Origin of the sequence: Kistimonas scapharcae (genome assembly GCF_039540975.1) — a bacterium.
GTDB classification, from domain to species: domain Bacteria; phylum Pseudomonadota; class Gammaproteobacteria; order Pseudomonadales; family Endozoicomonadaceae; genus Kistimonas; species Kistimonas scapharcae.
Map to the genome: position 1 here is coordinate 53,329 of NZ_BAABFL010000479.1, position 21,211 is coordinate 74,539.

The 21,211-nt window shown below is 51.0% G+C and carries 17 protein-coding genes; 3 read left to right on the top strand and 14 right to left on the bottom strand.

The window, feature by feature from the left end; genetic code table 11:
* Window positions 1-69: 69 nt before the first annotated feature.
* The 5 genes from ABD892_RS26085 to ABD892_RS26105 all read right to left on the bottom strand — a co-directional run bounded on the left by ABD892_RS26085 (window position 70) and on the right by ABD892_RS26105 (window position 4,978).
* The gene (locus tag ABD892_RS26085) at window positions 70-858 is read right to left on the bottom strand and encodes a SapC family protein (protein WP_345199291.1); all 789 of its coding nucleotides are present in this window, start codon (window positions 856-858) and stop codon (window positions 70-72) included.
* Window positions 859-924: 66 nt separating this feature from the next.
* Window positions 925-1,848, bottom strand: a complete 924-nt coding sequence (locus ABD892_RS26090; RefSeq protein WP_345199311.1) for a radical SAM protein — start codon at window positions 1,846-1,848, stop codon at window positions 925-927.
* Window positions 1,849-1,855: 7 nt separating this feature from the next.
* On the bottom strand, window positions 1,856-2,749 hold the full coding sequence (locus ABD892_RS26095) for a hypothetical protein (protein ID WP_345199292.1): 894 nt from the start codon (window positions 2,747-2,749) through the stop codon (window positions 1,856-1,858).
* A 1-nt stretch (window position 2,750) separates the two neighbouring features.
* On the bottom strand, window positions 2,751-3,557 hold the full coding sequence (locus ABD892_RS26100; protein WP_345199293.1) for a hypothetical protein: 807 nt from the start codon (window positions 3,555-3,557) through the stop codon (window positions 2,751-2,753).
* On the bottom strand, window positions 3,557-4,978 hold the full coding sequence (locus tag ABD892_RS26105; RefSeq protein WP_345199294.1) for a TolC family outer membrane protein: 1,422 nt from the start codon (window positions 4,976-4,978) through the stop codon (window positions 3,557-3,559). The genes ABD892_RS26100 and ABD892_RS26105 overlap by 1 nt, the downstream gene beginning before the upstream one ends.
* A gap of 502 nt (window positions 4,979-5,480) precedes the next feature.
* On the opposite strand from ABD892_RS26105, the gene rimO reads away from it, so the two are divergent.
* The 3 genes from rimO to ABD892_RS26120 all read left to right on the top strand — a co-directional run bounded on the left by rimO (window position 5,481) and on the right by ABD892_RS26120 (window position 8,190).
* Window positions 5,481-6,818 carry a 30S ribosomal protein S12 methylthiotransferase RimO gene (rimO, locus tag ABD892_RS26110; protein ID WP_345199295.1) on the top strand — a complete coding sequence of 446 codons (1,338 nt, stop codon included), beginning with the start codon at window positions 5,481-5,483 and terminating at the stop codon, window positions 6,816-6,818.
* Window positions 6,819-7,018: 200 nt separating this feature from the next.
* A complete protein-coding gene (locus ABD892_RS26115; RefSeq protein ID WP_345199296.1) occupies window positions 7,019-7,270 on the top strand; it encodes a HigA family addiction module antitoxin in 252 nt (83 codons plus the stop codon).
* 650 nt (window positions 7,271-7,920) lie between these two features.
* Complete coding sequence (locus ABD892_RS26120) at window positions 7,921-8,190, top strand: hypothetical protein (protein WP_345199297.1); 270 nt, start codon at window positions 7,921-7,923, stop codon at window positions 8,188-8,190.
* 159 nt (window positions 8,191-8,349) lie between these two features.
* Here the strand turns inward: ABD892_RS26120 and gcvP are convergent, their stop codons facing one another.
* The 9 genes from gcvP to ABD892_RS26165 all read right to left on the bottom strand — a co-directional run bounded on the left by gcvP (window position 8,350) and on the right by ABD892_RS26165 (window position 21,032).
* The gene (gcvP, locus tag ABD892_RS26125; RefSeq protein ID WP_345199299.1) at window positions 8,350-11,244 is read right to left on the bottom strand and encodes an aminomethyl-transferring glycine dehydrogenase; all 2,895 of its coding nucleotides are present in this window, start codon (window positions 11,242-11,244) and stop codon (window positions 8,350-8,352) included.
* Between the two features lie 77 nt (window positions 11,245-11,321).
* The gene (locus tag ABD892_RS26130; RefSeq protein ID WP_345199300.1) at window positions 11,322-11,447 is read right to left on the bottom strand and encodes a hypothetical protein; all 126 of its coding nucleotides are present in this window, start codon (window positions 11,445-11,447) and stop codon (window positions 11,322-11,324) included.
* A 17-nt stretch (window positions 11,448-11,464) separates the two neighbouring features.
* Window positions 11,465-11,857 (bottom strand): glycine cleavage system protein GcvH, encoded by a 393-nt coding sequence (gene gcvH, locus ABD892_RS26135; RefSeq protein ID WP_345199302.1) that lies wholly within the window; start codon window positions 11,855-11,857, stop codon window positions 11,465-11,467.
* Between the two features lie 53 nt (window positions 11,858-11,910).
* Window positions 11,911-12,996 (bottom strand): glycine cleavage system aminomethyltransferase GcvT, encoded by a 1,086-nt coding sequence (gene gcvT, locus ABD892_RS26140; protein WP_345199303.1) that lies wholly within the window; start codon window positions 12,994-12,996, stop codon window positions 11,911-11,913.
* Between the two features lie 249 nt (window positions 12,997-13,245).
* Complete coding sequence (locus tag ABD892_RS26145; protein WP_345199304.1) at window positions 13,246-14,370, bottom strand: hypothetical protein; 1,125 nt, start codon at window positions 14,368-14,370, stop codon at window positions 13,246-13,248.
* Window positions 14,371-14,436: 66 nt separating this feature from the next.
* Window positions 14,437-14,925 (bottom strand): hypothetical protein, encoded by a 489-nt coding sequence (locus ABD892_RS26150; protein WP_345199306.1) that lies wholly within the window; start codon window positions 14,923-14,925, stop codon window positions 14,437-14,439.
* A gap of 167 nt (window positions 14,926-15,092) precedes the next feature.
* A complete protein-coding gene (locus tag ABD892_RS26155) occupies window positions 15,093-16,130 on the bottom strand; it encodes a cytochrome-c peroxidase (protein WP_345199307.1) in 1,038 nt (345 codons plus the stop codon).
* A gap of 9 nt (window positions 16,131-16,139) precedes the next feature.
* The gene (locus ABD892_RS26160) at window positions 16,140-19,430 is read right to left on the bottom strand and encodes an FG-GAP-like repeat-containing protein (RefSeq protein WP_345199308.1); all 3,291 of its coding nucleotides are present in this window, start codon (window positions 19,428-19,430) and stop codon (window positions 16,140-16,142) included.
* A 450-nt stretch (window positions 19,431-19,880) separates the two neighbouring features.
* On the bottom strand, window positions 19,881-21,032 hold the full coding sequence (locus tag ABD892_RS26165) for a type II secretion system protein (protein WP_345199310.1): 1,152 nt from the start codon (window positions 21,030-21,032) through the stop codon (window positions 19,881-19,883).
* Between the last annotated feature and the right edge of the window lie 179 nt (window positions 21,033-21,211).

A 21,211-nucleotide genomic window follows, 5' to 3' on the forward strand; every position in this document is an offset into this window, starting at 1 on the left:
GTCAGTGAGCGGCCGGAGCCGCTCACCATTCTGGGGCATAAAAGCGCACCTAAATGGTGCGCTCTTCTTTTACTGCAATGTGACTTCTTCTTCCGGCGCAGCAGCTTCTTCCTTAGACACTGCCGGCTCTGATGCTTCAGCACCCGCCACTTTCTCCAGCATGCTGGTGAAGTTGCGCATGGACTGGAGATGGATATAAATCAGTTCCAGTGCATCGGTCTTCGCCAGGTCTGCCAACTGTTCGCCAGTCAGAGACTTCAGTTTGTCACGATTTACAGCCATGAAAGCGGTCAGGGTCAGCTTCTCACCATCCGGCTGGGTAAACTGGGCGCCCATGGGCTCCAGAAGATCCAGTTCCTTCAGCTTGCTGCAGAAGTTACGGGTACGGTTGAAATGCACCTGGTACTCCTTCAGGAACGCCAGCACATTATCCAGGTACTGGGTCTTCTCACCTGCCGAATCAAACAACCGCTCACCCACACCGTCCTGGTTACAGCCCGTGTAGGTTTCATCAATGCAAAGGGTGAAATTAGCACCATCATCGGAGCTGGAGAAAACAAATGGATAGCGACGTAAAAAGGCCGGTACATAACGGGAAGTCATTTGACCTTCGTCGTTCAGATAGAGGTTCTCCTGCTCCCTGACCCCCAGGATCACCACTGGCATGATCTGGTCATCATTACCTGTGAAAACTACCGCCATTTCGCTGGCGGCATTGGGAAATTCAACAGCCATCAGGGGTACAGAATTCACATCCCGGGCAAATTCAAAGTCAGTCACCTGCTTGATCGCCCAGTCACGATGACGCTGGCTGGAGACCGGCTGGACCTGGCTGTAAATCAGTAATTGCTTTGCCATGTTTTTCTACCTCTTTCCTGCTCTTTCCCTGTGGGGCGTTCCATTGTTGTCAAACCATTGCGTCGGTCAGCTGCACAGGCGCAAGACCTGTGACGGCACAACCGGCTGCAACAACTGTTCTTCCCATCCGTATTTACGGACATACGCGGTATTCAGCCCAAGGCACTGCTCAGACTGACACTGGTCTCGATACGCACACTGGTGAAAACCATTGCGCATGAATTCCGTCCAGAACGCCGGGTCTATATGCAACTCCGGCTGATCGTTCATCAACACATCCGCCAGTTCACCCAGCAGACATTCGGGAAAATTCTTCACTTCTACCGCCCGCCCCAGAGCCTTGGCTCGAATGACCGCTTCGCGGAGAAAAGGCAACACCGTACTGTGTGGTACCAGTAAATCCTTTTCATCCGTTTCCTGCATTGGCCAATACGACCAGAATTCCATTTGGGCGAGTCGTTTGAGATGCGCAAGCCGCTCAACCAAATCGGGTAATAATTGGTAACTGCTGGCGGTCACAACGGTATTTGTGAACAGTGATACGCCCTCGATCGTATCCAGATACTCCAAGCCCTGCATCATCCGATCAAAAGCACCCTGCACGCCGGTGATATGGTCATGACTCCAGGCATCCGAACCGGCGACACTGACAAAGTATTCATCCACACCCGCTTCCAGCAGACGATCACAGTAACTCTTCTGGTGGAGGTGCATGCCGTGCGTTTGGATGCGGACATGCTGAAAGCCGGCAGCCTTTGCCTGACGGGCCAGTTCTGGAAGATCTCTGCGCAGGGTAATTTCAGAACCGGTCAGAATCAGACCTTTCCACTGCTGATGCTGACGGTTATGGGTAAGGATTTCATGAAAGCGTTCAAGAGTTTGCGGGACGAGACGATCCATGGTGCCCTCGATCATGCAATGCTCACACTTGAGATTGCACCGGAACTCCATGGTGACAGAGACGTAGTCGTTATTGTTAAACCGTCCCATACTCACGTCAGAACACCCCGTAGTATGCGCTTTTTGTGATGTTTATCGTGCCTTCAACCATCGTATAGTCAAAGCCCACGTCAAACAACAAGTGATCAAAGCGGTCACGATGCTTTTCAACATACGCGACATGTGCTGCCGGAAAACGGGTTTTCCGGAGGAAAAACAGCAGCTGATCTACGGTTACCCGGGAAAAATAAATACCTTCACATATTCGTTTGTTGGCGACGACAACCGTCTGGCAGTCCACCAGCTCAGGCCAGAGCACATCATCAGAATTGAGTGAATCCAAACCAAGATGTGCTGAGCAAGCCATCTTGGCCAGGATGTCATCCTGTTCCGACCTGGCGTCAAAAAAACTGTAGAGATTATCAAAGGTCAGACCATCAGCCGTTAGCGAGTAGCTCAATCCAGAAGAGACATTGCTGCCAGCATTGCCCATATAAATATTGATGGCATCCAGCGAACACTGGCTGCTTCCTGTTTCAGGTTCGAGATCCAGGGAAAACATAAAATACGGGCTGTTTTCATTGACCGTCAAACCGCAGGACAGCCAGGGCGATAACACTTCAATCAATCGTGATGCAGAGACCTTCCGTTGCAGGCGCTCATAATCGTAAAAATAAAGCTCCCAACTAAATCCTTTTTCTGATTGCTTGATTCCCCAAACCGTCTGAAAATCGCCAATCGCGTCACGAATCAACTGGCAAATACCGATCAACTGCTCTGCGCCCGCCTGTTGAAATGACTCATTGAGTAAGTTAATCGAACGGAACTTACCGGACTGACTACGGAGAGGGTCATACGGCCAGAGACAGTAGTCCAGACAGGGATCATTGGCTTTAGCCCATTCAATATCAGGCAAACGGGCAGTGATGGTTCGCTCCAGGGCAACTGACATACTAACGCCCCTCTATGCCAAAATAGACTGTCTTGAACGGCCGCCCATTACGCGCAATACCACAGGACAGATGACCGAGTGGCTGGCCGGCATTGTCATCCAGCCAGCGTGTGACTTTGACGGGTTCAATCTGGAAAGCGTCAGTCAATTGCTTGATCAAATGACGAATATCCCCCAGCACTATTTCCGTATCATACAGGTTGAGATCAAACGACTTGCGAGGATTACCCGGCTCATTCACTTCCAGACACATGAGCTCCTCTTCTGGCACACGCTCTGCCGCCTGCAACAGAACTTGCTGAACAAAAGACGACAACTCCTGATCTAGTTGATCACCACCTGCCAACAATTCCTTTAACCAACAACCAACGCCCATATCTGGTTTTAACCAGTAATCGGTTATCGCATAATTTTGCGGATTGGCCACATCCCACTTCAATGCCTTATGTACGAGCAAAGGTGCTTTAACTGGCCCCTTCTCCATCGTAGCCCGCACTTTTGAAGCAAACTCCACATACAACTTGCACAGCCTTGTCTCAGACTCTGCCTCAAAGCCCAGATGTACAATATCCGCTTCCGGAAGCAGCGCCAAAATGGACTCGACTATATCCATGGGCACATTCAATTGCTGGCACAGTTTAAGCAGCGTGTGTTCCGGATTTTTTCCCAGAGAGGCTTTGTGGACCGTCATCAGGAATCGGTCATCCAGCATCTGACGCTCACTAAACTTCACCGAGCGCTCAAAACCATAGGGGGCTTCAAGCGCCTCAGCAAAGGTCGCCAGTACTGCCGATTCCGGGTACCGCATTAGTCAGCCTGTCCGACTACAGCCAGAGTCGTGGTGCGACTATAAGCAGAAAGATGGGCTGAACCCGCCTGATCACCCGTCAGCAGGCCATTCACCTGCGTCAGATCCGCTTCGGACAAAACGCCTACGGCGCGCTTGAGCCGCAATGTATTCAGAATATAACCATAACGCGCGCGGGCGTACTCACTCCGTGCAAAGAACAGATCCCGTTCAGCATCCAGCACAGACAAACTGGTCGTCAGGCCCGACGAGAAACCAACGCGCTTGGCCTCAACCGCCAGTTCATACGATTCAACAGATTTGGCCAGCGATTCCACCTTGGCAATATCGGTGAGAATGCCGTCATAGGCGGACAGCGTCTGACGTTTGACCGCACGCTGTTCAAGCTCAAGCTCCTGCATCGTCCGACTGAGCAGATCGGTTGCCGCACGCACCCTGGACGATACCAGGCCTCCCGAGTAAATCGGAATATTCAGTGAAACGGTTGCGGCTGTGGTCGTCACTTCACTACCACCACCATAGAGTGAGCCCTGGGTATCGTTATTGTTGTAACTGATATCAAGATCTAACGTGGGGTAGTGCCCCCCTTTCAGGCTTTTCACTTCTTCTCGGGCAGCTTCTACGGCATTCGTCCGAATCTTTAACTCCGGATTATATTCCAGCGCTGTGCTCAGCCACTCATCGGTACTGGCAGGATCCGGAGAAGCCATCGGAACCGAGACTCTCAACAGCGCCAGCGATGCTGGTGTATTGCCAGTCAACTCACTGACCATTTCAAGACTGTCTTTCAGGCGTGTACGAATTTCCAGCGCACGAGCCTTGGTTTGCAGGTAACGAGCCTGGGCATCCAAAAAGTCCGTTTCCCGGGCAAGGCCATCTTTTCGCTTGGCTTCGATCAACTCGAAATGTTGTTTGACCGCTTTTTCTTCCGCCGCAATATAGGTGTTTTCTTCATGCACGGCGAGCGCAGCAAAATAGGCTTCAGCGGTTCTAATCAGAAGATTCTGCTCAAGCGCCGCCAACTCGCCCTGGTATCGCTCATTCAACGCTTCCGCCTGACGGAGTCTCGCCCAGTTGCTGTAGCTATAAATCGATTGGGTAATTGAGAGGGTATATTCGTCCGTCGGATAACTGGTAGAACCCGAACCAAACACCTGGTTGTCGGAGCTCTTGATATCCTGCTTATTTTCCGTGCGACTCACATTGAACGAGACGGTAGGCAGCAAACTAGAACGAGCCTGGATGTAACCTTCCACATCCGCACTGAACTGGTGGATACCTGCGAGGTAAGTGGGATCGTTATTCAGCGCCTGCTGATAAATATCCGACAGGTCTTCAGCCTGGGCGACGCCAACACCTGCCAGCAACAGCCCAGCTACCCGAATCGCACGTGTTGTTTTTCGCCATCTGGCATTATTCATGGTGCCCATCACTCCCTTTGCCGACGGCAAAATCATTCTTATTCTATGTGACACTGTTATCAATTTTTGACAATTCTACGCGCGATTGTTTTTAAGGCGCAAATCTAATCCAATTAACCTTTCACTAAGAAAGGTTAATTAACGCATTGATATTCTTAGCCTGTTATTCCTGAACGAGCATTCAATTAAACCTTTACCATTCCTGCACGCTATTGATGCACATTGAAACAATAATGTGACATTGTGATAAACCAATGGCCGAAGAATACCCCTGCGAATGATTTTCCGTCATTAGACGTCTATTAGCGTTTATCTTAAACGTTTGCTTCACCTACAAAGGCCTGGCGCAGGCAATCCCCCGATATCTCGTTACATAACAACGTATATTTCGCGCTTTGGCTCCAACGCCAGCTGGTTTAGAATGCGCGGTTTTATTCGCCATCATTACCGTGAAGGATCCTGCCGATCCGGTGGCTGTCTAGTACAAGAGAGGCTGTTTTTCATGTCCACAGAATCCCCCAAGGTTGGTTTTGTCAGCCTGGGCTGCCCGAAAGCCCTGGTCGACTCTGAACGCATCCTGACCCAGCTGAAGCTGGACGGCTATGACGTCGTCAACAGCTACGAGGGCGCCGATGTGGTGGTGGTGAATACCTGTGGATTCATCGACGAGGCCAAGCAGGAATCCCTAGATGCCATCGGTGAAGCCATCAAGGAAAACGGCAAGGTCATTGTGACCGGCTGCATGGGCAAAGATGAAAACAGCATCCGTTCCGTACACCCGAGCGTTCTGAGTGTCACCGGCCCGCACGCCTATGAAGAAGTGGTCGGCGCCGTGCATGAGTGGGTACCACCCTCAACAGAACACAACCCTTTTGTGGACCTGGTTCCGCCGCAGGGCATCAAACTGACACCACGCCACTATGCCTACCTGAAAATATCAGAAGGCTGTAACCACAGCTGCAGCTTCTGCATTATTCCCGACCTGCGCGGCAAACTGGTCAGCCGTCCTTCCGGCGACGTGCTGGAAGAAGCCGAGCGCCTGGTCGATGCAGGCACCCGCGAGTTGCTGGTTGTTTCCCAGGACACCAGCGCCTATGGTGTCGACCTGAAATACCGCACCCACTTCTGGCAGGGCCAGCCGGTGAAGACACGCCTGAAGGAGCTGGCCACCGAGCTGGGTCGCCTTGGCGCCTGGGTACGACTGCACTATGTCTATCCTTACCCCAATGTGGATGACCTGATCCCACTGATGGCGGAAGGTCTCGTATTGCCTTATCTGGATATTCCGCTGCAGCACGCCAGCCAGCAGACACTCAAAGCCATGAAGCGCCCGGCCCATACCGAAAACACACTGGCGCGCATTCAGAACTGGCGGAAAACCTGCCCGGAAATCGCCCTGCGCTCCAGCTTTATCGTGGGTTTCCCCGGGGAAACCGAAGATGACTTCCAGCAGCTGCTCAACTTTCTGGAAGAGGCGCGACTGGAGCGGGTCGGTTGCTTCAAATATTCTGCGGTTGATGGCGCCCGCGCCAATGCACTGCCCGGCGCAGTGCCGGAAGCAGTGAAAGAAGAGCGCTGGGAGCGTCTGATGGAAGTCCAGCAGCGCATCAGTGCAGAAAAACTGCAGGAAAAAGTCGGTCGTCAGATGCAGGTACTGGTTGACGGCACCAATGAAGACGGTGATGTCTTTGGTCGCACGTATGCCGATGCGCCGGATATTGATGGTGTTGTCTGGCTGGAGAACGGTCAGGGCCTGCAACCCGGTGACCTGACGGATGTGGAGATCTTTGATGCTGACGAGTATGACCTTTATGCCCGTCCTGCACCCAGAGACGAATAACAGTCAACACTGAAAATACTGAACTTTTTCTATAGGGGTTCTCGCTCAGGCGAGAATCCCTGCCTTAAAAAAACGTCATTGGTTATCTATTTTTTTTAAGACGACCAGGTTATGAGCAGCATATTCTTTATGACTGCAAACTATTGTCAGAAGTAATGCCCTTCCTCATATACTGAATAATGAACATGGAGGGAACCATTATGACAATAAAAGACCATCCGCATCCGGGCTTGATTTTGTCCAGATTCCTCGCTCGACGTTACATCACCATAGGTGATCTCTGTACCCAGATGGATATTCAGTCCAGCCATATTGAAAGCGTGTTACACGGCCGAAGGCGGATGGGTGCCCTGTTTGCTCACCGGCTTTGCCAGGTGATCGGTGGCAAACCCCAGATCTGGATGAGACTGCAAAAACGTTACGACAAGACCCGCCATAACCCTTTACCCTGATCGTTTATATGCATAAAGGTGGCCTTCCAGCCACCTTGTTCCCCCCCTAAAACTCTTTCCCTTTGTTATAACAAAAAACACTAATAATTAAGCCAAAGGTATTAGTTACCCTCTGGAACCCTCATGTTAATTTGATAATAACCAGAATAAAAACAACATAAATGAGGCATCCAATGAAAGCTATTAAACGATTAACACATCATTTCAAACACAAGCCATCACGGACGGCAAAGCCCAGCCGTTATACGAAAAGCAAAACTGGCTGCCGTTATTGTCGGCAAGCGGGTGTTATTCAATACACGTATTGGCCAGTAGCAACCCAAACCGTCGCGTGTCGTACCCTTTCAACGTACCTCGCTGCCCCGGTATCTCCAACATGCTACGTATCGCCAGGTGCCAGCGTCTTTTTTAGCAATGGACAATGGGTTCACAATCAATCGAACCGCCCTATCTACGTCACACAGGTCATGCCCTACACAGGCTATGCAAGACCAGTATCTCACCCTATTCGCAGGCAACCTGATAGAACACCTCGGTCAATACCAAGCCCACCGCCTCCACCTATAACCACGAGTGAATCCGGCACATCTCCCAGGCCAACCCGTGGTCACAGAATCGTACCACCAGCCACTCGCCCGGAAGCAGCAACCTTGCCAACGCTGTCAAAAGAAGAGCAGGATTTCATCGATATATTGAATGATTATGTGGCCTTCCATAATGCCAAAGACGGCCAAACCAGCAACCATCACCCTCTCAAACACATTGAGAAACCAACCCAAAAAAATGATGATCAAATCATTCAATTTATTGCACAAATTAAACAGGCACTACTCCATTACAAAACGACGATTCAATCCTGCGGGCTCAATAGTTACGCTTATGATTCACTCTGCAGGCAGTTAATCAATAAATATCGATAATCCCATAGGGTTGGATGAAAAATTCATTGATTATAAAAGAGTCGATAATCACTATCATTCAAACGAAAAGAATAAAAAGCCTCAGCAATCAAACTATTTAACTAGTTCAACTGCTGAGGCATTTCTACTTACGATCTTTCGATCTACAGGCTTTGATTATCAGTCCTGATAGCTCTCCACCGGCGGGCAGCTGCACATCAGGTGACGGTCACCGTAGACGTTATCCACACGGTTGACCGACGGCCAGAACTTGCTGCGTGCGACGCTCGGTACCGGATAAGCCGCTTCTTCACGGGTGTAGGGACGATCCCACTCATTATCCAGGATATCCGCCAGGGTGTGCGGTGCTCTCACAAGCATGTTGTTTTCAGCATCCAGCTCGCCATTTTCCACCCGGGCGACCTCATGACGGATCTGCACCATGGCTTCGATGAAACGATCCAGCTCGGCCTTGGACTCACTTTCCGTCGGCTCGATCATCAGGGTACCGGCAACCGGGAAGCTCATGGTCGGCGCATGGAAACCAAAGTCCATCAGACGCTTGGCGATATCTTCCTCAGTGATACCACTGGCAGCCTTGAGCGGACGAATATCAATGATGCACTCGTGCGCCACGCGACCATTCCGGCCGGTATAAAGCACCGGATAGTACTCGGCCAGTTTCTTCGCGAGGTAGTTGGCATTCATCAGGGCAACGGCGGTGGACTTGCGGATACCGTCACTGCCCATCATGCGGATATACGCCCACGGAATCGGCAGGATGGAAACGGAGCCCCAGGGCGCAGCGCTGATTGCGGTGCTTTCCGGATTCGGTCCATCCAGCTTGATGACACTGTGGTTGGCCACGAACGGAACCAGGTGTTGCTTGATACCGATCGGTCCCATACCCGGACCACCGCCACCATGAGGAATGCACAGGGTCTTGTGCAGGTTCCAATGCGACACATCCGCACCGATTTCAGCCGGCTTGGAGACACCCACCTGGCCATTCATGTTCGCGCCATCCATGTACACCTGGCCACCGTTGGCGTGGATGATGTCACAGATTTCCCGGATACCTTCTTCGTACACCCCATGGGTGGACGGATAGGTGATCATCAGTGCCGCCAGCTGATCCTTCATGTCTTCGGCTTTCTGCTTGAGGTCGGCGACATCAACGTTGCCGTTCTCATCACAGGCCGTGACCACAACCTTCATACCTGCCATCGCCGCAGACGCCGGGTTGGTACCGTGGGCAGACGCCGGAATCAGGCAAACATTACGGTGCCCTTCACCGATGCTTTCCAGGTAGTTACGGATTGCCATCAGACCCGCATACTCACCCTGTGCACCGGAGTTCGGCTGCATGCTCACCGCATCAAAACCGGTGATAATCTTCAGATAATCTTCCAGTTCACGAATCATCTGGCGGGTGCCTTCTGATTGAGAGACGGGCACAAATGGGTGCATACGCCCAAGCTCAGGCCAGGTCACCGGCAGCATTTCGGTGGTGGCGTTAAGCTTCATGGTGCAGGAACCCAGCGGGATCATGGAATGATTCAGGGCCAGGTCACGGTCTTCCAGGCGCTTGATATAGCGCAGCATCTCAGTTTCAGAGTGGTAGCTGTTGAAGACCGGGTGGGTCAGGATGGCATCGTCACGCACCAGTTCCGCAGGAATAGAGGCAGAACCTTTTGCGGTGATCTGGCTGTCCAGAGTATCCACATTGAGACCGTGACCTTCGCCCAGCACGATATCCCACAGGCAGACGATATCGTCACGGGTGGTGCACTCATCCAGACTGATACTGACGCGGTTGTCATCAAAGATCCGCAGATTCACCTTCCGAGCGTCGGCACGAGCCAGCATGGCTGATTTGTCTTTCACTTGCAGAGTGATGGTGTCAAACCAGGTGTCATTCTGCAGGGTGGCACCCTTGTTTTTCAGACCAGCAGCAAGAATATCGGTCAGCCGGTGAATACGGCTCGCGATATTCTTCAGTCCTTCCGGACCATGGTAAACCGCGTAGAATGAGGCCATGTTGGCCAGCAGAACCTGGGCGGTACAGATGTTACTGGTCGCCTTCTCGCGGCGGATGTGCTGCTCACGGGTCTGCATGGCGAGACGGTAGCCCTTGTTGCCACGCTGGTCGATGGAGACACCAATCACACGGCCCGGCAGGGAGCGCTTGTGCTTTTCACTGGTTGCAAAGAACGCCGCGTGAGGACCGCCGTAACCCATGGGAACACCGAAGCGCTGGGCGCTGCCCAGTACCGCATCAGCCCCCAGTGAACCGGGGGATTTCAACAGAATCAGGCTCATGATGTCGGCGACCACAGAGACAATGCATTTTTGTCCCTGCAGTTCCGCAATCAGGCTCTGGGGATTGCGGATCTGGCCATAGGTGTCGGAGTAGGCAATCAGCGCTCCGAAGCTGTCGTGATTCACGGCCTCTGTTGCTGGTCCGACAATCACGTCCACATCAAAGCCCTTGGCGCGGGTTTTCACCACGTCAATGGTTTGCGGATGGCAGTTTTCATCGATATAGAACAGGTTACTGTTCTTGTTCTTGGACACCCGGCGGGCCAGACCGAGCGCTTCACCGGCAGCCGTACCTTCATCCAGCAACGAGGCGCTGGCTAGGTCCAGACCGGTCAGGTCCATGGTCAGCTGCTGGAAGTTGACCAGCGCTTCCAGACGGCCCTGGGCAATTTCCGGCTGATAGGGCGTGTAGGCAGTGTACCAGCCCGGATTCTCAAAGACATTGCGAAGAATGACCGTCGGCGTCAGCGTATCGTGGTAACCCATACCGATGAAGCTGCGATACATCTTGTTCTTCGCCAGCATATCTTTCAGATAGACCAGGGTTTCCGCTTCCGTATGGGCTTCTCCCACCGCAGGCGGCTCGGCCTGTAGAATGCTGCCGGGTATGGTGTTGTCAAGCAGTTCCTCCAGGGAACCCAGGCCGAGTTCGGCCAGCATTTCCGCCGTTTCCTGTTCACCGGGACCGATATGACGACGGATAAATTCGTTCTTGTTTTCCAGATCCTTCAGGGACACATGTTCAGCAGTCATTCGCACATTCCAGCCAAAAAACCAATGCCATAAATAACAAAGCCCCGACAGTCGTCGAGGCTTTGTATCCCTACCAGTCAATCACTACCATCGCTGATACCGGCCTGCGGTTGCCCTGTGGGCAGACCTTCGCTGTCACCGAGACTCAACCAGCCGCCCAGTAAACGGGCAGACAGATCAGAACAGCGAACCGGATTACACATGGTGGCGTACCAGCCTCTTACTCTTCAGACTCACACAGTTCAGCGTAAGCGTCCGCATCCATCAAATCAGACAGCTCGCCTTCGTCACTGGGCTTCAGGCGGAAGAACCAGCCTTCACCATAGGGCTCGGAGTTCACCAGCTCCGGGGCTTCTTCCAGCGCTTCGTTAATCGCCACAACTTCACCTGACAGCGGCGCGTACAGGTCAGACGCCGCTTTTACGGACTCAACCACACCGGCTTCATCGTTCGCGCTGACTTCGGAGCCCACTTCCGGCAATTCAACAAACACCACGTCGCCGAGCGATGCCTGGGCATGATCGGTGATACCGATGGTGACGGTGCCATCCTCTTCCATGCGGATCCATTCATGCGATGAGACATAGCGCAGTTCAGAAGGAATGCTGCTCATTAATCCAATCCTCTAGCTTTACGTTACCTGACAGAATTCGAGCCACCCAGGTGTCAGTCGAATACTTTCTTACCGTTACGAACGAAACCGGCCTTGATCACCCGGACCGGCAGGGATTTACCACGGACATCCACCACCGCTTCGCTGCCGGTGCCGGCGGGCACCCGCGCCATGGCAATGGCATGCCCCAGGGTGGGCGAGAAAGTACCGCTGGTGATCACCCCTTCCCCGACACCTTCCACAATCACTTTTTGTCCGGGACGCAGCACACCACGTCCTTCCAGCACCAGGCCGACCAGGCGGTCATACTGGCCATCCGCCTTGATGGCTTCCAGAGCAGAACGGCCGATAAAATCACGATCCGCCGGTTCCCAGGCCACACACCAGCCCATATTAGCAGACAGTGGACTGATGCTTTCGTCCATGTCGGAACCGTACAGGTTCATGCCCGCCTCAAGGCGCAGGGTGTCACGGGCACCCAAGCCTGCCGGACGCACACCGGCTTCCAGCAGCGCTTTCCAGAAGGATTCGGCTTCCTTCTCCGGCACTACGATTTCCAGGCCGTCTTCACCGGTATAACCGGTTCTGGCAATAAACCAACCTTCGACTTCCTTGCCCTGGAATACGTTCAGTTCGCGGATCACCTCGGCCTTGGCCGCTGATGTCGCCAGCGCCGCCTTTTCGCGGGCATTGGGACCCTGCACAGCAATCATGGCCATTTCAGGACGTTCTTCCAGGGAGACTTCAAACCGAGCCGCCTGTTTGGCCATCCATTCGAGATCTTTTTCACGGGTTGCGCAGTTGACGACAACGCGGTACCAGTCGCCCATGCCATAGACGATCAGATCGTCAATCACCCCGCCCTGGGGGTTCAGCATGCCGCTGTAGAGGGCCTTACCGGGGGTAGTGAGTTTGTCGACATCATTGGCAAGAAGGGAGCGGAGGAAATCCCGGGCATCCTGACCCGAAATATCAATGACCGTCATGTGGGAAACATCGAACATGCCGGCGTCCTGGCGCACGGCGTGGTGCTCTTCAACCTGAGAGCCGTAATGGAGAGGCATATCCCAGCCGCCGAAATCCACGAGTTTACCGCCGGCCTGCTGATGCGCTTCGTACAGCGCCGTCTTCTTGCCCATGTGCTTGTCGTCCCGATATATAGTGACAGGAAAGCCCTTGTCGGAAAGGGCTGTCTTTCTGCTAGCAACCGTAGTGGGACTGGCATTCTAACCAGATGAGGTATAGGGAACAACCGCACAGATCAACGAAAACTGGAAGATTATTTTCTACTTATACCTACATGGATCAATACATTTTTCCGGAAACACCCTCTCACGCATCGAAAAAGCGCTCTAGGTTAGGCTTACAGATCATATGCCATGCAATCTTCATGGTCTTTCTGGTTGATCGTAACTTTTCTCCTTACCCTCAAGCGGCAAGGTTTCATCTGATGATCTCACTCGTTTTGGCATTCTTGCTGAAGACGAAAATACCGCAGGACTAAAATCCAGCGGTAATGAATGACATTCTCCTGATGATTCAGGGTAATCTGCCTGACGTTTTCTTTTCCCTTTAGTCTGGCTACTCCCCCCTGCAATATTGGAATCATCAGCACTGACAGATCTATTGACCTGACGCGAAGGAGACCTCAATGGAGATTGCGCAATTAAAGCTGCCCCCTTATCGGTTTCTTTTACTTCAGTCAGTTGTTTTTCTTCTGGTTGCATACTTTTGCCTGCAAAGAAAGGCTGCCTCGGGTATTTATCATCTTGATAGGTAGGTAATGAACGAAACTCTGGCTCTTCCACTTCCAAGAATTCATGAACAGTACTACTTTCTGACATTAACGGTGAAATAGATTCTGGTTCAATTCTGACATTTTGTAATTCATCATCCGTTCTTATTGACCATTCAGTAATCTCTGACTTTTGATCAGGGCGCGCCGTTAAATCACTACCAGATACACTGGAAATATCTGATGTTTTTACAGTTGATGTAGAAGAAAATTGTCCAGACTGACCCTGCAATTGGCTGCAAGCAGAAGCCTCTGTTTCACCAAACGTGCTTTGCTCCGACTCTCCCAGCAACCTTGGCCTTGGCCTGACGCTCTCTCCTGAACCCAGATTCAACGTTGAGAAATTGTCTGAAAACACCACAGGTTCAGGAGACATTTGCCTTTGAGCCCCCATTACACCTTGTTCCCACATAACGGCTTCTAACTCTTGTGAAATGTCGTCTTCTTCAGTCTCTGAATCTGACAAAGCCCTGGAATCTGATGGTTGACGCCATAATTGGATCGATGATTGTAGACCGCTGTCGATAACCCTCACATTCCCTCTGAGCGATGTCTCAGCTGGATGCCAGCTCCTCGTTGTCGCCATCCCAGCAGCTAACAAAGGTGATGGATCAGAAACCACCTGTGGCGAATCTGCTGTACTTGTCGGTACTGTTTGATCTTTATTCCCGGAACTACTCTTTTGACTACCTGAAGGACTAAATTGACTGGCTTCCACTGAAATACCTACCTTTCCTTTACAACTTGATTAATTTGATACTAATAGATTCAGACTCTCTCAATTTCAGTCAGATTTTGTCTGTTCAATAGTATCTGCTCTAGCTGCCTCTTTAGGGATAGCGTTCGCCCTAATGGGTATTGGTTGTACTACATTAGCTTTTACAGCAGTCTGTTTATTAGCCGAGGCTGTTCCATTTGCTTCTATTGACTCAAGATCAATTTCATCACTAGAAATGCGACGCACAAATTTTGCAGAAGGTTCATGCTGATTATCAGATGAAACATGACCCAATGTTCGCTTTCTTTTTGAACTTGAGATGACATCAACACGACAGTCAGCCAGATTCCTACTCATTTCTGAAGCGCTCGTAAAACTTACATCAGAACGTTCCATTGATGCGGACAGCATATCGATATCCGGATCATCAACTTTCACACTTCGGTGAAGAGCTGTAACTCCTGAAGACTTCTTTTCTTTAGTCTCCGCCTTATTACTTTCAACATCAGTTAATGTCACATGTTGCGGAGCAGGGACTCTACCAGCTGCTTTCATTTTCCCCCCTGAAAGACTTCATTCAAAAGAATAGAAGCAATATGCATTACCAATACTCATACCAATTTAAGAACTCAGGAGTTTCTATTTGTTCACACTTTTCACATAACAAAATAGTTAAGGTAAAAACCAATATAAATCCTATATTTTGATAGACCTCACTTACATCAGGGTCTAAAAGCAGAATCTGTTATGAAAGACTCATCCGTAAGCGTTTTTAGAAAAGCCACTATTGCCTGTTGCTCATCATCAGTCAGCCCTAATGGCTGCATCAAGTCTGTTTTATTGCTAACCGCAACGCCTCCTTTGTTAAAATGACTAACAACATCTTCCAGCGTTTCCATACTGCCGTTATGCATATAAGGCCCAGTAAGGGCGACATTTCGCAGAGTCGGTGTTCTGAATTTACCGCGGTCAGCTTTACTGCCGGTAATACGCATCAACCCGGGGTCAGGATCATCCGCAGCACCGGGCAAACCAATATTGTAATAACCATAGAGCGTCAGGTTTTGCCCATAATGGCACTGGTAGCACCCCGCCTTGCCATTAAATAACTGGAATCCTTTTTGCTCTTCCTCTGTTAATGCTGATCGGTTACCACGGTAAAAAAAATCATCATAGCGGGAATTGGTACTGATCAACGTCCGCTGGAAGGCAGACAATGCCCGAACAATCACAGAGGGATCCGGTTCGCGATCGTAGGCGTCACGACTCATGCGAACATAATCATCATCCGCCTTCAGGCGCCTGGCCGCCTCTTCAATCTTCAACCCCATCTCTTCCGGGTCTTCAATCGGACTTTGTGCCTGAATTTCCAGCGTATGGGCTCCGCCATCCCAGAAGAAAGCAGGATGAAACGCCACATTGGTCAACGTTGGGGCATTGCGGAACCCCGGGTGATTATTGATCCCCGTAGAAATCGGCAAACGGCGAGGGTCAGAAAACGCCAGAGCGGGTTCATGGCAGGAACTGCAGGACATGGAATAATCCGCGCTTAAAATCGGATCGTAAAACAGCTTCTTACCCAGCGTAATCCGCGCATCAGTCAGCTGGTTATCATAGGGGATATCAAAGGCCTGAAAGCCTTCCGGCAACTCAGGCAGTTTGACACTGTCTGATCGCATGAAATAGCGCGTTAACAAACTGCCAGCGATAACCCCTGCCAACAGGGCGATCAGTGCAATCCTTGCTTTATCCAGCGCCATGTCTAGACCTTATTGTTGTCGAATCACCAGTATCTGGTCTGCAGGCACATCCTCTAGCACCTGTTCAGTACCATCAGGCCATACGATACGTAACCGTTTAACGATTTCATCACTGCCCAGACCAAAATGGCTCTCCAGTGGGTTCTGGGACATATAGTTATTTTCGACCCGAACCTCGCGCATCTGTTGCCCTGCAGCGCTATACAGATAAATCCTCGCACCAATCCCATGCCTATTAGGCGCATGTCCCAGCAATTTAACTGTCAGAAAGTGTGTAATGTCACTATCCTGTCCATGGACATTATTCCGATATAGCACGGCACTGCCCGTGTTGTTGGCCACTAGGAGATCGATATCCCCGTCCCTGTCATAGTCGAGACAACTGACACCCCGTCCCTGCCGTTGATCGGTAATCCCGTATTCAAGGGCCACATCCCTGAACGTGCCATCCTGCTGATTGATAAACAACCGTGACCGCTGTTCCCGAAAACCACCCGCCTTACCCAGAAACGCTTTACGAAACAGGGACAGGTAATAGAACGCCTCCAGATCGGTTCGTTGCTGTTCAGACAATGAAACCGTCAGACTTGAAGAAAAGGCTTCAAACGTCGAATACCGATCATCCACCTCGAAATCATCAACATTCAACAGTTCCAGTAAATAAAGGAGATCCGGACGGGTTTCTCGCAAATCAATATAAAACCCATTGGCATGGAAAATATCCAGCCAGCCATCGTTGTTGAAATCAGCGGCACAACTGCCCCATCCCCAGCCACCATCAGCGACACCCGCAATCTCTGTTACATCGTTAAAGACCAGCCGGCCATCTTTTTCACCTTCATTCAGATAGAGGCGATTCCCCTTAAATCCCCAGCCCAGACCACCTTCAGCACTTTCTCCCTTACCTTCAGGGACATATATACTGGTCACAAACCAGTCAAGATCACCATCATTGTCAAAATCCGCAATTGCGGCGCCCATGCCGTTTTCGTCGCTGATCACGGTTTTGTCAGTCTGGTTATCCAGACGCTTTCCGGACTGGTTAATAAAATACTGGCTGGTCAGAAAATCACTGGCCAGCGCCAAGTCAGGCAAGCGATCATTATTAAAATCAGCAAAATTGGGGGTAAAGACAAAATCCCGTTCACCGATCTGGCCGTTAACGCCATAGTCTCGGGCAATGCCTGAAAACAGCCCTCGACCATCATTGCGCCAGAGGTGTTCCTCTTCGGCGCCGACCGTGACATCCCAGTGCGCCAGCCAGGCATCCAGATCCCCATCACCATCCACATCACCAAAGCCTGCGCCAACCGTTGAGCGCCCTACCCTGAAACCAGCTCGACTTACCGGCAGGAAGCGCCCTCGACCATTATTGAGGAACACGGTCGGCGATTCTGCATCCATGCTGCCGGCAAACAGATCCAACCAGCCATCACCATTCAGATCCACCAACACGGCGCCTGTCAGATCATGAGCATCGCTGAGTCCCCAATTATGTTCAGGCTGTTGATAGAAACCCTTCCCTTGATTAATCATTACAGCAGCCGCTTTCCGGTCGCCCTGATCAACAATCAGGTCTACCAGACAATCACCGTTGATGTCTCCAGCAGCCACTCCACCATTCATGATTAACTTGGTAATGGTTGCGCCATAGTTGTGAATCACCCCCCCTTTTTGCGCCTGCACACTGATCTCACGGTGGGTTATCAGCCCAGCAGCCTGTGTTACATCGGTGAACCCAGGCTGATGTCCATCAGCTACAGTGACCTCGCACTCAACCTGCCATGTTGGGACATCGCCGATATCCGGGAGCACACCAGCATCATCGTTGGCATTCGCTGTTATTGGAGGCAGTGGATTGTCATTATTAAATTGCCCAGGAATCCGGGCATTCAGACGATTGTTATCAGGGGCTTCTCCCTGGGGAAGCCAAGGCTGAAGGCAATCACTGTCAGTAATGCATGGATCCGTCAGTGTTTCCAGGAATGCCGCGAGATAACCGATGGATTCCCCAGACAACGCCCTGGCAGCCAGCCTGTCAGGTTCCGATAAATAATCACCATAGGTTTTCTGATGTTGCAGCGCCGCATAGGTGTTGGCTTTTGCATCCGGGTAAGTCACAGAAAGCCCGCGAAACTGTGGCAACTTCTGCAGACTGAAATCATATTCCCTCAGTGATTTTTCAGGGTTCAGATGATGCCGGATAATACCTTCGAGTGTCAGGAATGCGCCTGTATGCCCATAAGGTGCAGTTTCCGAGACATTGAGCAGGCTGGGCGTCCGGAAGGCATACATATCATGAACCTGCCGGGTCGCGCCATAACGCCCAAGATCACGGTTGTAAATCGTTTTTCCCGGCCCGAACTGTGGCATGGCAAGATTGTAATACCGTTCATCAGTAAAAAATTCACCACTATGGCACTGGTAACATTGTGCCCCTCCTTCCTGTAGCGGGGTATAAAACAAAGCAGCTCCCCGTTTCGCTGCCTGACTAAGGTCGCCCTCGCCTGAAAGCCAGCGTCGCCAAGGGGAATCAATAAACACCTTGGAACGCTGATATTCTGCCAATGCCTTAGCAATATTTTTGTAATTGATGATTGATTCCACAGGCGCATCTGGCTGATCAAACGCCCAGCGAAACAGCGCAGGCCATGCATTGTCCTTCAACTCACCGGTTTTTCCCTGCAGGCGCCTTTCCAGATAATCCCTGACCTCACCATGCTCCCCCACCATCGATACAGAAAAGCCACGCATTTCATTCAATGCCACAACGGGAAAGCGTGCCTGTGCTTCCGTCAGGTTTGCACCGGATTCAGGATCCTGCCCACCAAACGGACTGTCTGGAGTCCTGATGATTTCATCCTGTCCATTAGGGGCTGGCTGTTGTGTAGGCCGGTACATACCAAAATATTGCTCAATGGCTTCAACACGCCCGTCATAAAACAGAGCACGATCATAAAACGCGATATTGAAAGTCGTCGGTGAGTTTCGCTCAACATTGGGACCACCATCCGCTTCGGGATCAATGTGGTAATTCCCATCATGCCGACGCCCAGGACCGACAATATCCGGAGAAATTGCCCCCACGCCTACGGGAAGTGACAAGCCATCGGCGCCACCCAACCGTGGATCATGACAGCTGGCACAGGCAACATCCTGGTTGCCACTCAGGCTCTTACTGAAAAATAATTCGCGACCGAGCTGTGCCAGCCTTGAATGCGTGATGGAGGGGAATCTTGAGCGGTTACGCGTTAATTGAGTGCTGGAGAAACCAGAACGCATTCTAAGGTATGCGTCCATTTGAGTGTCTGATAACTGTTCAAGTTTATGGCCATCAATGTTGAGACTCTCGACCGTTTTTAACTGGCTATGCCCCCTATCTTCAGCCCAAACAACAATAGCCGTAAAGAACAAGAACAAACCAACGAATCTTTGCAATCGATCAGTCATTCCATTAACAAACCTGCATAATATTTGGAGCTGGCAGCATGATAATGCTGCCAGCTCCATGGTCGACTTGAGATCAGCTTACTCCACAATCATCAAGCGATTAATTATGGAAAACATCAGACTCATAGCCCTCTTATTTACACCCCTTTTCCTCACCCCAGTATCCATAAGGTTTACGATAAGCATCCCCACGCAAAGTGAAGCATTTCTTCACCTTGTCGTAGCGGCTTGACCCTTTAAATCTAAATTCCTTTATTTTTCGCCATCCGTCTTTACTTTTTATTGAATGGCGTTACAAACTCATTCTTCCTGCATTATTGGCTGTGATAATACGATACCTTCGTTATAGTCATTCATGCCATAAAGTTTCTTGTTATACACACAATCCTCATTCGCGTAATAAGTATTGACCCCCCGATAAGCATCACCATGCATAGCAAAGCATTTTTTTCTTTCTGTGTAGCGGCCAGAACCTTTAAACTCAAACCTTCTTACAGTTCTCCACTTGATCACACCCCATTCCCATCCTGACCCCCCAACAAGGCCCTGCGCATCCACTAAAATTTCCTTTTGTTTTTTGCCGCCCGGTACGGTGATATATCCCCCTGAAAATGCCCCTTTTGGGTGTGATTGATCATGAAACGTCCATTTTTTAGTACCAACATCCCTGTAATGAACCCTCATACGCCCAACATAAGCACTACCAATCGCCATCCAGATTTTCACATAGGTTGGCTTGAAGTCTGGTTCTTCTTTTGGCTTGTTGCCTATATACCCCCCGCCGGTCTGAGGATCAGGCACTGAAGGAGGCTTTGCCGACGGCGGTGGCAGTGGCAGTGGCGGTGGCGGTGGCGGTGGCGGCGGCGGCGGTGGCGGCGGCGGCGGTGGCGGCGGCGGTGGTGGCGGCGGTGGCGGCGGTGGCGGTGGCGGTGGCGGTGGCGGCGGCGGCGGCGGCGGCGGTGCCACCGCGACACCTATACCATACGACCCGGGTCCTGGTGTAGGCGCTGGAGCCGGTCGCACGGGAGGGATATCGACATCATTCTTAACACATTCCCGGCCACACTCCTCCCATTCCATCTCAGAGCCAATAAGGTTGCCATATAACGTGAACACTTGCTGACGTGAACTACCGGGAAATGCATCTTTCTTAAAGAAAACATTGATCCTGTAGGCATCATCACCATCCTGAATAGCCTCCGCCTTCTCAACATACTCCATGTTTGCATAAGTTCTGAGGATTGATGGAGGAAACTTACGCTTGCTAACAACATGGGTATCGATACCCTGCCGCATCTCATAAGCCAGCCTGGCGGCCTCTTCAATTTTGGCCTTATCGGTAAAATCCCGATAGGCATACATTGCATAGGCGAGGATCACAGCAATGATCAAAACAGCAAACATCATTTCAATCAGGCTGTAACCCTTTGCTGGAAAATTGTTCTTTTTCACGATAGTCCTGCCCCCTCCATGAGACATAAGACTGCGACTCAACGCATTATAATTGGAATAAGTATTAATCTAGATTGAGTTACACCCAGATGTAAAGCTGATCTGGCAAGAGTTTTCCGGACACTTTTTTACGCTGCCTTGGCAAGTTCCTGTTCATACTTGAAAGGTGCCAAGTAGCC